This is a genomic window from Exiguobacterium sp. s149, from assembly GCF_018618395.1.
Lineage (GTDB): Bacteria > Bacillota > Bacilli > Exiguobacteriales > Exiguobacteriaceae > Exiguobacterium > Exiguobacterium chiriqhucha.
The window spans coordinates 1-13,279 of the sequence record NZ_JACSLZ010000006.1 but is presented as its reverse complement, the minus strand read 5'-3'; the positions used below and the strand labels follow the sequence as shown (position 1 = coordinate 13,279).

General features: G+C 54.4%; 13 protein-coding genes, 1 rRNA gene and 1 riboswitch. All 14 genes read right to left on the bottom strand.

Annotation, left to right across the window (positions count from 1 at the left end; translation table 11 throughout):
• Positions 1-60 precede the first annotated feature (60 nt).
• Positions 61-1,314 (bottom strand): phosphoribosylamine--glycine ligase, encoded by a 1,254-nt coding sequence (purD, locus tag KNP81_RS09670; protein ID WP_214719788.1) that lies wholly within the window; start codon positions 1,312-1,314, stop codon positions 61-63.
• 13 nt (positions 1,315-1,327) lie between these two features.
• Entirely contained in the window at positions 1,328-2,848 is a 1,521-nt protein-coding gene (gene purH / locus KNP81_RS09665; RefSeq protein WP_214719787.1) for a bifunctional phosphoribosylaminoimidazolecarboxamide formyltransferase/IMP cyclohydrolase, read from the bottom strand.
• Positions 2,845-3,423 carry a phosphoribosylglycinamide formyltransferase gene (gene purN / locus KNP81_RS09660; protein ID WP_021065199.1) on the bottom strand — a complete coding sequence of 193 codons (579 nt, stop codon included), beginning with the start codon at positions 3,421-3,423 and terminating at the stop codon, positions 2,845-2,847. The genes purH and purN overlap by 4 nt, the downstream gene beginning before the upstream one ends.
• A complete protein-coding gene (purM, locus tag KNP81_RS09655; protein ID WP_021065198.1) occupies positions 3,420-4,454 on the bottom strand; it encodes a phosphoribosylformylglycinamidine cyclo-ligase in 1,035 nt (344 codons plus the stop codon). Before purM ends, purN begins: the two co-directional genes overlap by 4 nt.
• Positions 4,455-4,466: 12 nt before the next feature.
• Positions 4,467-5,876, bottom strand: a complete 1,410-nt coding sequence (gene purF / locus KNP81_RS09650; protein WP_214719786.1) for an amidophosphoribosyltransferase — start codon at positions 5,874-5,876, stop codon at positions 4,467-4,469.
• Positions 5,852-8,071: a phosphoribosylformylglycinamidine synthase subunit PurL gene (gene purL, locus KNP81_RS09645; protein ID WP_214719785.1), complete on the bottom strand. Its 2,220-nt coding sequence runs from the start codon at positions 8,069-8,071 to the stop codon at positions 5,852-5,854. The genes purF and purL overlap by 25 nt, the downstream gene beginning before the upstream one ends.
• Positions 8,055-8,735 (bottom strand): phosphoribosylformylglycinamidine synthase subunit PurQ, encoded by a 681-nt coding sequence (gene purQ / locus KNP81_RS09640; protein WP_214719784.1) that lies wholly within the window; start codon positions 8,733-8,735, stop codon positions 8,055-8,057. The genes purL and purQ overlap by 17 nt, the downstream gene beginning before the upstream one ends.
• Positions 8,732-8,974: a phosphoribosylformylglycinamidine synthase subunit PurS gene (gene purS / locus KNP81_RS09635; RefSeq protein ID WP_021065194.1), complete on the bottom strand. Its 243-nt coding sequence runs from the start codon at positions 8,972-8,974 to the stop codon at positions 8,732-8,734. Before purS ends, purQ begins: the two co-directional genes overlap by 4 nt.
• Positions 8,971-9,675, bottom strand: a complete 705-nt coding sequence (gene purC / locus KNP81_RS09630; protein WP_214719783.1) for a phosphoribosylaminoimidazolesuccinocarboxamide synthase — start codon at positions 9,673-9,675, stop codon at positions 8,971-8,973. The genes purS and purC overlap by 4 nt, the downstream gene beginning before the upstream one ends.
• A gap of 48 nt (positions 9,676-9,723) precedes the next feature.
• Complete coding sequence (gene purB / locus KNP81_RS09625) at positions 9,724-11,016, bottom strand: adenylosuccinate lyase (RefSeq protein WP_214719782.1); 1,293 nt, start codon at positions 11,014-11,016, stop codon at positions 9,724-9,726.
• Positions 11,013-12,107 carry a 5-(carboxyamino)imidazole ribonucleotide synthase gene (gene purK, locus KNP81_RS09620; RefSeq protein ID WP_214719781.1) on the bottom strand — a complete coding sequence of 365 codons (1,095 nt, stop codon included), beginning with the start codon at positions 12,105-12,107 and terminating at the stop codon, positions 11,013-11,015. Before purK ends, purB begins: the two co-directional genes overlap by 4 nt.
• Positions 12,107-12,595, bottom strand: coding sequence for a 5-(carboxyamino)imidazole ribonucleotide mutase (gene purE, locus KNP81_RS09615; protein WP_214719780.1), 489 nt, complete (start codon positions 12,593-12,595; stop codon positions 12,107-12,109). The genes purK and purE overlap by 1 nt, the downstream gene beginning before the upstream one ends.
• A 69-nt stretch (positions 12,596-12,664) precedes the next feature.
• Positions 12,665-12,766: riboswitch (purine riboswitch) on the bottom strand.
• Positions 12,767-12,906: 140 nt separating this feature from the next.
• A complete protein-coding gene (locus tag KNP81_RS09610) occupies positions 12,907-13,098 on the bottom strand; it encodes an NETI motif-containing protein (RefSeq protein ID WP_021065189.1) in 192 nt (63 codons plus the stop codon).
• Between the two features lie 83 nt (positions 13,099-13,181).
• Positions 13,182-13,279 (bottom strand): 5S ribosomal RNA (gene rrf / locus KNP81_RS09605); the annotation flags it as partial.

Below are 13,279 nucleotides of genomic sequence, written 5' to 3'. Positions count from 1 at the left end.
GAGCAGGAAGTGTGAATTCCCTTCTTTTCGCATGAAAAAAAGGACGGGTTGACCCATCCTTTAAAAAATATGTGCCAACGCCCGTCCCCCGATGTCTCGACGGTAGAACGTCTTTGGCAAATCAAGTTGTTCGAGTGCCGTATAGACGGCATGTTTTGCTTCGAGCAAGGTCGGTTTTGTCGACGTGAGCACGAACAAACGCCCCCCATTGCCGACGATGTCCGCCCCGTCACGGGTCGTGCCCGCATGGAATACGAGCACATCGTCTCGTAAGTCACCGAAGCCTGATAGTACCTGTCCGGTCGTCGCTCGATCAGGATAACCTTCTGCCGCGACGACGACTCCAATCGTATAGCCTTCCACCCATTCAATCGGATACGGTTTTTGGTCCACGACCGCCTCGATGACGTCGAGGAGAGGAGATGCCAAGTTCGGGAGAATGACCTCGGTCTCGGGATCGCCGAACCGAGCGTTGAACTCGATTACTTTCGGGCCATCCGCCGTCAAGATCAAGCCTGCATACAAGAACCCTTCGAACGGAGTGCCTCGTTCGACCATCGTCCGCGCGAGCGGGAAGAGCACGCGCTCGACCGCTTCCGCGTACACGGCATTGTCGAGATGAGGCATCGGACTGTACGCGCCCATGCCACCCGTATTCGGCCCTTTGTCGCCGTCAAACGCACGCTTGTGATCTTGTGACGTGATCATCGGAATGACGTGCTCGCCTGAGACGAACGCCATGAGCGAGAACTCTTCCCCGTCTAAAAACTCTTCGATGACGACACGGGACTGATCCCCGAACTTATCGGTGCCGAAGATGTCGTGAATCGCCTCTCGCGCCTCTTCGAGTGTGAACGCGACGGTCACGCCTTTCCCGGCAGCGAGCCCGTCCGCTTTGACGACGAGCGGCGCTTCCGACTGATCGATATGACGTAGCGCTGACTCGGCGTCGGTGAACGTGTCGTACCCTGCGGTCGGGATATTTGCTTCGCGCATCACTTCTTTGGCGAAGGCTTTACTACCCTCGAGGAGCGCTGCCGCTTTCGTCGGTCCGAAGATGTGTTGACCTTCTGCTTGGAACGTATCGACGACACCGGCCATCAGGGCCGATTCGGGGCCGACAATCGTCCAGTCGATTCCTTCGCGCTTCGCAAACCCAACGAGGGCCGAGACATCCGTCTCTTCAATCGGCACGCACGTCACACCGTCCATATTGAGATTACCCGGGGCGACGAACACCTCATGTCCATCTTGTCCCAGTTTCCAGGCGAGCGCGTGTTCACGGCCGCCACGTCCAATGACGAGTACGTTCATCTTATCGCTCCTCTCAATGTTTGAAGTGTCGAACCGACGTGAACACCATCGTGATGCCGTGACGGTTCGCCGCTTCGATCGACTCTTCGTCACGAATCGACCCGCCCGGTTGAATGATGGCCGTGATCCCAGCCGCAGCCGCAGCCTCGACCGTATCGCCCATCGGGAAGAACGCATCGCTACCGAGAGCGGCCCCTTGAGCACGTTCCCCTGCTTGTTCGAAAGCGATTTTCGCCGCGCCGACGCGGTTCATCTGTCCCGCACCGATGCCGATTGTCGTCTCGTCTTTGGCTACGACGATGGCGTTTGATTTCACGTGTTTCACGACACGCCACGCAAGCTTCAAGTCTTCCCATTCAGACGCCGTCGGACGACGGTCCGTCACGATTTGGCATGACGCATCATCGAGTGTGACGTCGTCCCCGTCTTGCACGAGCAGACCGCCCGCGACGGCTGTCAACCGCATCCCTGTCATCTGGCCCATGTCGAGCGTCAATAACCGAAGATTCTTTTTCTCTTTCAATCGGTCAAGTGCTGCCTCACTAAAGGATGGTGCAATGATGATTTCTAGGAAAATGTTGCGGAGCGCCTCTGCCGTTTCCACATCGACTTCACGGTTTAAGGCGACGATACCCCCAAAAATCGAGACCGGATCGGCCGCATGCGCTCTTGAGAACGCCTGGCTGATCGTTTCTCCGACAGCAACACCGCACGGGTTCATATGTTTGACGACGACCGCTGCCGGCTCCGTCAATTCGCTGAGCGCCTCGAGCGCCGCATTCGTATCTTGGATATTGTTATATGAGAGTTCTTTGCCGTGCAGTTGTTTCGCGTTCGCGAGCGTCATCCCGTGATAGAGCGGCGTCTTATAAAACGCTGCCTGCTGGTGCGGGTTTTCCCCGTAACGAAGGTCTTGTACTTTCTCATACGTGACCGTGAGCTGTTCCGGGAACGTCTCACCGATCTGCTGCCCTAAATAGTCGGCAATCAAGGCGTCATACGCCGCCGTGTGACGGAACGCTTTTGTCGCAAGACGTTGACGTGTTTCGAACGTCGTCCCGCCGTCACGAACCGCTTCGGCCACATGACCATAGTCGGCCGGGTCAACGACGACCGTCACGCTGGCATGGTTTTTCGCGGCCGAACGAAGCATACTCGGTCCACCGATATCGATATTTTCAATCGCTTCTTCATACGTCGCGTTCTCTTTCGCAATCGTCTCTTTGAACGGGTATAAATTGACGACGACATAGTCGATTGGCTCGATGTCGTGGTCTCTCATCTGTTCGACGTGCGAGTCCAAATCGCGGCGTCCGAGCAGACCACCGTGAACGAGCGGATGGAGCGTCTTCACACGTCCGTCGAGCATCTCTGGGAACGACGTCACTGCTGAGATGTTTTTTACCGGAAGGCCGGCCGCGATGAGCGCTGCTTCCGTCCCACCTGTCGAAATGAGTTCGATGCCCGCTTCATGCAACGCCTGCGCGAGCTCGACGATTCCTGTTTTATCTGACACACTCAGTAATGCTCTCACTTGAAAACCTCCTGTTGGATAAACACTTGTTGTAGTACGCGCGGATAGAGCTGATGCTCGACCGCTTGGATGCGTCTTGCCGCTTCGGCCGCATCACAGCCTGCGATGGCGACGTCTTGTTGGGCGATGATTGGTCCCGTGTCCATCCCGGCATCTACGTAATGAACCGTGACTCCGCTCGTCGGCACATTCGCCGCGAGCGCCTGACCGATGGCGTCTTTTCCAGGGAACGCTGGTAAGAGCGACGGATGGATGTTGATGATTTGCTTTGGATACGCGGTAAGCAGCACGTCCCCAATCAACCGCATATACCCGGCCAAGACAATATAGTCGGCGCCGAGTGCCTGTAGTAGGACGAGTATTTCTTGTTCGAATTCCGCTTTTGAGGCGTACGTCTTCGGTTCGAACGAGAAGGTCGGGATGTTGAACCGATCGGCCCGCTCGAGTACTTTCGCTTCTGGTTTGTCCGTGACGAGCAGGACGCATTCCCCTGACAAGTCGCCTCGGTCAATGGCTTGCCAAATCGCTTCGGCGTTGCTACCGGACCCGGAGGCGAAGATGGCAAACTTTTTCACTGGTCGACCCCCATGATGCGGACACCCGGTTTGGCATCGACTTTCCCGATGCGATGCGACGTCTCTCCGGCGCGCTCGAGCGCAGCTTCGACAGCTTCGACATCTTCAGGACGGACTGCGATCATGAAGCCGATACCCATATTGAACACGTTGAACATCTCTTGTTTCGAGACGTGCCCGACTTGTTCGAGCCAGTCGAACACGGGCAGGCTCGGCCAATTCGATGCGTCGAATGTGACACCGAGGCCTTCCGGCAGCATGCGTGGCACGTTCTCATAAAAACCGCCGCCCGTGATATGGGCCATACCTTGGACACGCCCCGTCGCGATGGCCGCTTTCGCCGCCTCGGAATAGATGCGCGTCGGCAACAAAAGGGCGTTCCCGAGCGTCGTATCGAGCATGGCGATTTCATCAGTGTAGGCGAGTCCTTGCGATTCAACGATATGGCGAACGAGCGAGAATCCGTTCGAGTGGACACCGGATGACGCGAGTCCGAGGACGATGTCCCCCGCTTCAATCGTCCGTCCATCGATGAGTGCTTCCTTCTCGACAACACCGACGGCGAATCCGGCGATATCATATTCGCCGTCCGGATACATCCCCGGCATCTCGGCCGTCTCGCCTCCGACGAGGGCACAGCCCGCCTGGACACACCCTTCGGCGACGCCTGCGACGATGCGCTCCAATTTGGCCGGTTCCGCTTTGCCGGTCGCGATATAGTCTAAGAAATAAAGCGGTTCGGCCCCGTGGACGAGACAGTCATTGACACACATCGCCACACAGTCAATTCCAATCGTATCATGTTGGTCGAGCGCGAACGCGAGTTTAAGCTTCGTGCCGACCCCATCCGTTCCGCTGACGAGAATCGGATGTTTCAACTGCATCGAGCCAAGGTCGATCATCGCCCCGAAACTACCGAGCCCGGTCATCACTTCTGGACGCATCGTCCGTGCAACGTGACGCTTCATGCGTGATACGGCCTCATAGCCTGCCTCTAAATTCACACCCGCTTGTTCATATCTTAAACTCATCGTCAGTCCCCCTCAAGCTTTTGTCTCTGTTACAAGTTCCGCCAGTTCAGTTGGATAAAGTCCGGTGAAGCAAGCGGCGCACTGCCCGCGCAAATTCCCTTCGAACGGCCGGTCGATCGCTTCGACCGTCCCATCCAATGTGAGGAACGCCAGTGAATCGGCCCCAATCTCTTCTTTAATCTCTTCGATAGATTTGGTGGCCGCAATCAACTCTTCCTTTGATGATGTATCGATGCCGTAATAGCACGGATGCTTGATCGGTGGTGACGTGATGCGCACATGCACTTCGGTCGCCCCGGCTTCACGGAGCAGTTTAACGATGCGTCGGCTCGTCGTCCCGCGAACGATTGAGTCGTCGACCATGATGACCCGCTTCCCGCTCACGACACCTCGCAGCGCCGACAGTTTCATCTTGACGCCGCGCTCCCGTAACTCTTGCGACGGTTGAATGAACGTCCGGCCGACGTATCGGTTTTTGATGAGTCCCATCTCGTACGGAATCCCGCTCGCCTCGGCGTAACCGATGGCCGCTGAGATACTCGAATCAGGGACGCCGGTGACGACGTCCGCTTCGACCGGTGCCTCATCGAACATCTTTTTCCCCATCGCCTTACGGGCCGTGTGCACGTTGACGCCATCGATAATCGAGTCCGGCCGCGAGAAGTAGATGTATTCCATTGAACACATCGCGCGGACCGAGGCCTCGCTGTACCGCTCCGACACGATCCCGTCTTGCGTGATCATAAGGAGCTCCCCTGGTTCGACATCACGTACGTACATCGCCCCCACGACGTCGAACGCACATGTCTCTGAGGCGAACACGTAGGCTCCGTCCTCGGTCTGGCCGAGCGAGAGTGGACGTAATCCGTGAACATCGACTCCGACGTAGAGCGCGTCTTCCGTCAAGAAGAGGAAGGCGAACGCGCCGACGAGACGAGCCAAGCTGTCCGCGATTCGCTCTTTCATCGAGTTGCCGCGGCTCCGCTTAATCAAGTGGGCGACGACTTCCGTGTCAGATGTCGTCTGAAAAATCGCACCTTCCGCTTCGAGCATATGTTTCAACTCGTTGGCGTTGACGAGATTCCCGTTGTGCGCCATCGCCAAATCGCCCGTGAGCGACTTGAAGTGGAGCGGTTGGACGTTCTCGAGCGTGTTGCCGCCTGCCGTCGAATAACGGACATGACCGATGGCGTGATGCCCGGTCAATGCATCGAGCGACGGTTCGTCGAACACTTCAGCGACGAGGCCGAGCCCGCGTTTGGCGTGCAAGCGCTCCCCGTCAGCCGTGACGATGCCTGTCCCTTCTTGTCCCCGGTGTTGCAGGCTGTGGAGGCCGTAGTAGGCGAGGTGTGACGCTTCGTGATGATTGAATACCCCGAATACCCCGCACTCCTCGTTCATGCCTCGGATGTCATATAACATGGAATAGCTCCTTCCCATACCCGTTCAAGTTCCGTGACGTCCATTTCGATTAGGCGGTCGCTCGCACGCACCGTCAATTGTGGCGCGTCTGTCACCTGTCCGATGCGTGTCGCCTTCGTCAACTTCGCGAACGCATCGGCCTGATGTGGCGCGACTGTGACGAGGAACCGTGACTGTGATTCGCTGAAAAGTGTCGTCACGAGATCTGTGTCGACTGTGACGTCTGCGCCGAAGCCCGTGCCAAACACGAGTTCAGGGAGTGCTGCGGCGAGTCCACCTTCCGATACGTCGTGGGCCGCCGTGACAAGTCCTTCCCGGATTGCTGCGAGGAGCGCTTGTTGCTGACGGCTCTCCGTCTCCAGGTCAAGCGTCGGCGCCTGTCCGCTCACTTGACCGTCTTGCAGCATTTGAAGCGCACTGCCACCGAACTCAGGTTTCGTCTCCCCGAGCAAGAAGATGATGTCGCCTGCTGCTCTCGCAAACGACGTCGTGATATGTTCCGGTTTGTCAATCAAGCCGACCATGCCGACGACCGGCGTCGGATAAATCGCCGTCCCGTTCGACTCATTGTAAAGCGAAACGTTCCCACCGATGACCGGTGTGTCGAGGGCACGGCACGCTTCTGCCATCCCTTCGACAGCTTGATCGAGCTGCCAAAACCCTTCTGGCTTGTCCGGGCTACCGAAGTTCAAGCAGTCCGTGAGGGCGAGCGGTGTGGCGCCGCTGGCAACGATGTTGCGTGCTGCCTCTGCGACCGCAATCGCACCACCGACACGTGGGTCGAGGTACACGTATTTGGCGTTGCAGTCCGTCGTCATCGCGAGTGCTTTGTCTGTGTCGCGAATCCGGATGACGGCCGCATCACTTCCTGGCGCGACGACAGTTGACGTTTGGACCATATGGTCGTATTGCTCATACACCCAACGTTTCGAGGCAATCGTCGGCATGGCGAGCACGTCTTTCCATGTCGTGAGTACGTCCGTGACGACCGGTTGGACCGGTGCCATCGTTTGGAACGTCTCATAATATGCCGGTACTTTCGACGGCTTATGGTAGACCGGTGCGTCTTCTGCGAGCGCGTCGACCGGTACTTCGGCTGCGACTTCCCCGTGATGAAGAAGACGGAGCACTTTGTCTTCGATGACGACACCGACTTTGATCGCATGAAGTCCCCACTTCGTGACGATTGCTTCGATTTCATCTTCATGCCCTGCCTTGACGACGAGAAGCATCCGCTCTTGTGACTCGGACAACATCATCTCGTATGGCGTCATGTCAGCCTCGCGTTGTGGGACGAGGTCGAGGTTCATCTCGATGCCCATGCCTGCCTTCGATGCCATCTCGGCTGAAGACGACGTGAGACCGGCCGCTCCCATGTCTTGGATCCCGACGAGGGCCGGGTGCTTAATGACTTCCAAACACGCCTCAATCAACAGCTTCTCCATGAATGGGTCACCGACTTGGACGGCCGGGCGTTTCTCGTCCGCATCCTCACCGAGTTCTTCCGAGGCGAACGTCGCCCCGTGAATGCCGTCGCGTCCTGTCGTCGCGCCGACGTACATGACCGAGTTGCCGACACCTTCGGCAATCCCTTTTTGAATGTCTTCATGGCGAATGAGTCCGACGCACATCGCGTTGACGAGCGGGTTGCCGGCATAGGCCGGGTCGAACGCGACTTCCCCACCGACCGTCGGGATGCCGACACAGTTGCCGTAACCGGCGATGCCGGAGACGACGTGGCCGAAAAGATGTTTCACACGTGATTCGTTCAAATCTCCGAAACGGAGCGAGTTGAGGAGTGCGACCGGTCGCGCGCCCATCGAGAAGATGTCGCGGATAATCCCGCCGACCCCTGTGGCCGCACCTTGGTACGGCTCAATCGCCGACGGATGGTTATGGCTCTCGATTTTGAATGCGACGGCCTGGCCATCGCCGATGTCGACGATGCCAGCACCTTCCCCGGGTCCTTGAAGGACGTGTTTCCCAGTGGTCGGGAATTTCCGGAGGACAGGCTTCGAGTTTTTGTACGAACAGTGTTCAGACCACATGACCGAGAATAACCCGATCTCTGTGTAATTCGGCTCACGACCGAGCAGTGACACGACGAGCGCGTATTCCTCATCGGTCAAGCCCATCGTGGCGTAAAGTCGCTCTTCACGGATGTGTGTTGCTGTCGGTTCAGTTGTAAGTAGCATGTCGAGTCCCCCATTTCACCATCGAAGTGAATAATCGTTTGCCGTCTTCCCCGCCTAAGAGTGCTTCGACCGCTCGTTCCGGGTGTGGCATCATTCCGAGTACGTTGCCTTGTACGTTCGTGATTCCTGCGATATTCGCGACCGATCCGTTCGGATTGTCGGTATACGTGAAGGCGATCTGTCCGTTCGTCCGGAGCGTCTCAAGTGTCGCCTCGTCACAGTAGTAGTTGCCTTCCCCGTGGGCAATCGGGACTTGAATCGTCTCCCCGAGCGCATAATCGTTCGTGAACATCGTCTCGTTCGTCTCGACTTTCAATTCGACCGTCTTGCACATGAACTTCAAGTCACGATTGCGCATCAACACACCCGGGAGAAGCCCGGCTTCGACGAGCACTTGGAAACCGTTGCAGACGCCGAGTACCGGACGCCCTTCTTCGGCGAACCGTTTGACTTCACTCATAATTGGTGAGAACTGGGCGATGGCGCCACAGCGCAAGTAATCCCCATATGAGAATCCGCCTGGCAGGAGCACACCGTCGTAACCGTCAAGCGACGTTTCCGTATGGAACACATAGTCCGCTTCTTCGCCGAGGACATCTTTTACAGCGTGATACATGTCGAGGTCACAGTTCGATCCGGGGAAGACGATGACAGCAAATTTCATGCGAGTACCCCCATCTCGATTCGATAGTTCTCGATGACCGTGTTGACGAGCAACTTCTCACACATGTCACGCACCATCGCTTCGGTCGTCTCATCTGCCACTTGAAGCTCGATGACTTTCCCGATGCGTACCGACTCTACCCCTGTAAAACCGAGATGTTCGAGTCCACCTTTTACGGCGACGCCTTGTGGATCCAGTACACTTTCACGTAATGTCACGTACACGTTTACTTTTTTCATCGGTCCATTCCCCCTATGCGTGTTAACAGTTGGCTGTATGTGTCTGTCAGAGATCCAAGGTCCCTGCGGAAAACGTCTTTATCGAGCTTTTGTTTCGTCTCTTTGTCCCAAAGCCGGCATGTGTCTGGTGAAATCTCGTCGGCAAGGATGACCGTGCCGTCGACTTTACCGAACTCAAGTTTGAAATCGATTAAATCGATACCATGTTCATTGAAGAAATCGAGCAACACATCGTTGACCCACAGACCAAGTTGTCGCAATGTTTCGACTTCTTTATGTGTGGCAACTTGCAGTAAACGGATATGATCCTCCGTTAAGAGTGGATCTCCGAGTGCGTCATCTTTATAGTAAAACTCGACGATTGGTGACAGGAGTGGTGTCCCTTCTTCCCAACCTAGTCGTTTGGCAAGGCTTCCGGCGGCAACGTTGCGAACGACGACCTCGAGCGGAATGATGTCGACACGGCGCACGAGCTGCTCGCGATCCGATAGCCGCTTAATGAAATGCGTCGGAATCTTGTTATCGTGCATGAGTTCGAACAAGCGCGTCGTGATGGCATTGTTCAACACGCCTTTGCCGGCGATTGATTCTTTCTTCTCCCCGTTAAATGCTGTCGCGTCGTCTTTATAATAAACGCGGAGCACACCCTGTTCTTCAGTCTCAAATAACGCTTTCGCTTTACCTTCGTAAATTGCTTCCATCTGTATCGTCCCCCTTAAAAGTGAGAGGGGCATGAAGCCCCTCAACGATCACAAACCACAGCGTTCAAAAATAACATCGACACGACGCACGTGATGGCTCGGGTCGAATAGGTCGTCGAGCTCGTCACTCGTGAAGAGTGCGCCCATCTCGGCGTCTTGTTCAATCAAGGTGCGGAACATCGTCTCTTCTTCCCACGCTTGCATCGCCTTCGGTTGAACGGCATCATAAGCGGCTTCGCGCGACCATCCTTTTTCAATCAACGCGAGCAAGATGCGTTGGGAGAAGATAATGCCAAACGTCCGGTCCATATTGCGCCGCATGTTGTCTGGGAAGACTGTCAAGTTCTTCACGATATTGCCAAAGCGGTTCAACATGTAGTTGAGAAGGCTCGTCGCATCCGGAAGAATGATTCGTTCGGCTGAAGAGTGCGAGATGTCACGTTCATGCCAGAGCGGGACGTTCTCATACGCCGTCACCATATGACCGCGAATGACACGGGCCAGGCCGGTCATGTTCTCTGAACCAATCGGGTTACGTTTATGTGGCATCGCTGAAGACCCTTTTTGACCTTTGGCGAAGAATTCTTCGACCTCACGTGTCTCTGTCTTTTGAAGGCCGCGAATCTCTGTCGCCATCTTCTCAATCGATGTGGCGATTAACGCGAGCGTCGACATGTATTCGGCGTGACGGTCACGTTGTAACGTCTGCGTCGAAATCGGTGCTGCTTGAATCCCTAATTTGTCACACACATACGATTCGATGAATGGATCAATGTTTGCGAACGTACCGACCGCACCACTCATCTTACCGAATTCAATCGTCTCGCGGGCTGCCATAAACCGTTTCTTGTTGCGCTTCATTTCTTCGTACCAAAGGGCGAGCTTCAACCCGAACGTCGTCGGTTCTGCATGGACACCGTGTGTACGACCCATCATGATGTCATACTTATGTGCTTTTGCTTTCTCAGCAAGGATGTCGATGAAACGGTCGATATCAGCTTCTAAAATATCGTTCGCTTGCTTAATCAAGTACGATAAGGCCGTATCGACGACGTCTGTCGAAGTCAGTCCGTAATGCACCCACTTCTTCTCTTCACCGAGTGTCTCTGAGACGGCACGGGTGAATGCGATGACATCATGACGCGTCTCTTGCTCGATTTCAAGGATGCGTTCGACATCAAACGACGCCTTGTCCCATAAGACGGCGACATCTTCCTTCGGGATGATACCAAGTTCGCTCCACGCCTCGCAGGCGTACAGCTCTACTTGGAGCCATGCTTCAAATTTATTCTGGTCTGTCCAAATCGCCGCCATCTCAGGACGGGTATAACGTGAAATCATAAAACGGTCTCCTTCCAAATTGCCAATTGTTCGATGGTCTGAAGCGCTTCTTCGACGGAAGCAGCAATCACGTTCAAATGTCCCATTTTCCGCCCCTGCTTCGCTTCTTCTTTCCCATACAAATGTAGTTTAACATTCGACGGTAACGTTTGCGGGTTCAGCTCGTCCATATGTTCGCCTAACAGGTTGACCATGACGATTGGTGTGTAAAGCGTCGTTCGTCCAAGCTTCATCCCGGTGATTGCCCGAATGTGTTGCTCGAACTGTGATGTCTCACAGGCATCAATCGTGTAATGCCCTGAGTTGTGAGGGCGTGGCGCAAGTTCATTCACGTACAATGAACCGTCTTCCATAATGAACAACTCAACCGCAAGCGTACCGATCAGTCCGATGTGGTCAGCGAGTTGGAGGGCCAAATGACGCGCCTCCTCTAAAATATCAGGCTCCACTCGTGCCGGTACAATCGAAAGATATAAAATATTGTTTCGATGAATGTTCTCGCTGATGGGGAACGTCGTCGTCTCGTGCGTCCCTCTCGTCACGATAACAGAGATTTCTTTTTTAAAAGGAAGCCAAGCTTCGGCCACATATTCCGTCTCTTCGAACTGATCTGTGAACGAGCTTACGTCTTGTTCTGAACGTATTACCGTTTGACCTTTACCGTCATAACCAAAACGGCACGTCTTAATCACAAACGGAAAACCTAACACGTCTCTTGCTCGAATGACATCACGGACGGAACGGACTGGAACGTACGGTGCGACTTGAAGACCTGCCCCTTCAATCATTTGTTTTTCAAAGATTCGATGCTGTGTCGCCTTCAAGACATCCATCCCTTGAGGACATTTGTCAGCAATGGCTTCAATCATCGCTGTATCAATGTTCTCAAATTCATAGGTGATGACGTCTGAACGATGTGCAAGTTCACGTGCTGCCGTTACGTCGTCAAATGCGGCGACGATGCTTGGTGCAACCTGAGCGGCGGGCGCGTTTGCGTTTGGATCGAGGCTTAGCGTTTCGTACCCCATAGCACTCGCACTGAGAGACATCATGCGACCTAACTGACCTCCACCTAAAATGCCGATTTTCATTAGATCAGTTCCTCCGTCGCTTGAAGTGCCATATCGCGCTTCGCTTGGCGATATGTATCTAGGCGTTCAACCAGTGCGGGGAATTGCAGGCTGAGGATTTGAACGGCGAGTAGGGCCGCGTTCGTCGCCCCGGCACGTCCGATAGCGACCGTTGCCACTGGTACTCCTGCAGGCATTTGAACAATCGAGAGCAAGGAATCAAGTCCATTTAACACTTTAGATTGAACAGGCACTCCGATGACAGGAAGCGTTGTTTTCGCTGCGACCATTCCCGGTAAATGGGCTGCTCCTCCTGCGCCTGCAATGATGACTTGTATGCCTCTAGCACGGGCCTCTTCAGCATATTTAAACATTAAGTCCGGCGTCCGATGTGCCGAGACAACTTGTTTTTCATATGGAATACTCAATTCTTCTAGGATGTCACAAGCATGGCGCATCGTTTCCCAATCAGACGAGCTACCCATGATCACACCTACTGTTGTCTTCATTCAAATGTCCCCCTTAAATAAAGAAATCCCTAAACCGAATAACCAGTTTAGGGTATAGGCCACGACAAAAAAATGTCGACTATACCCCATAGTCTGATCAGAATCGGCGATCAGGTAGAAACTTGCGAGCCATTTCCTCGCGATTATATGGAGCACTATTTAATTTGTTATTAACTCACACGCCTATCGTACCTTGTTCTTTCAAAACATGTCAACAAACTGCGAACAATTTAATTGTCTGAATATTTATCGTTCGTCTTTAGTGGTGTTAAAATACAAAAAAACCGCCACGCATTCGTGACGGTTTGGCATTATGATTCGAGAGCAACGCACTCAAACAAAATCGATTGATGGGAATGTACAGGTTCGTCTTTGGTTCCCGTTTGTTCAAAGACAGGCTTTTCAATCCTACGTACCGGGCGATACCCCATTTGAGCAATTCGATTTAAACAGTCATCGATTGTCTCGTTTGGCTCGACGTATACTTTGATTTTTTTGGCCATCTGTTCTTCCTCTCTTTCATTTGAATCACGATATAAATAAAAAAAGCGGCGGCCCTTGAGCGAATGCTCCAGAACCACCGTTTGCCTGGCGACGTCCTATCCTCACAGGGGGAGACCCCCAACTACTTTCGGCGCTGAAGCGCTTAACTTCCGTGTTCGGCATGGGAACGGGTGTGGCCGC

Excerpts from the sequence above, each read along its gene's own strand:
- purD (WP_214719788.1), bottom strand. The coding sequence starts at position 1,314 with ATGAACGTACTCGTCATTGGACGTGGCGGCCGTGAACACGCGCTCGCC.
- purF (WP_214719786.1), bottom strand. The coding sequence starts at position 5,876 with ATGTTATATGACATCCGAGGCATGAACGAGGAGTGCGGGGTATTCGGG.
- purE (WP_214719780.1), bottom strand. The coding sequence starts at position 12,595 with ATGAAGACAACAGTAGGTGTGATCATGGGTAGCTCGTCTGATTGGGAA.
- purK (WP_214719781.1), bottom strand. The coding sequence starts at position 12,107 with ATGAAAATCGGCATTTTAGGTGGAGGTCAGTTAGGTCGCATGATGTCT.
- purS (WP_021065194.1), bottom strand. The coding sequence starts at position 8,974 with ATGAAAAAAGTAAACGTGTACGTGACATTACGTGAAAGTGTACTGGAT.
- purQ (WP_214719784.1), bottom strand. The coding sequence starts at position 8,735 with ATGAAATTTGCTGTCATCGTCTTCCCCGGATCGAACTGTGACCTCGAC.
- purB (WP_214719782.1), bottom strand. The coding sequence starts at position 11,016 with ATGATTTCACGTTATACCCGTCCTGAGATGGCGGCGATTTGGACAGAC.
- purL (WP_214719785.1), bottom strand. The coding sequence starts at position 8,071 with ATGCTACTTACAACTGAACCGACAGCAACACACATCCGTGAAGAGCGA.
- KNP81_RS09610 (WP_021065189.1), bottom strand. The coding sequence starts at position 13,098 with ATGGCCAAAAAAATCAAAGTATACGTCGAGCCAAACGAGACAATCGAT.
- purM (WP_021065198.1), bottom strand. The coding sequence starts at position 4,454 with ATGAGTTTAAGATATGAACAAGCGGGTGTGAATTTAGAGGCAGGCTAT.
- purC (WP_214719783.1), bottom strand. The coding sequence starts at position 9,675 with ATGGAAGCAATTTACGAAGGTAAAGCGAAAGCGTTATTTGAGACTGAA.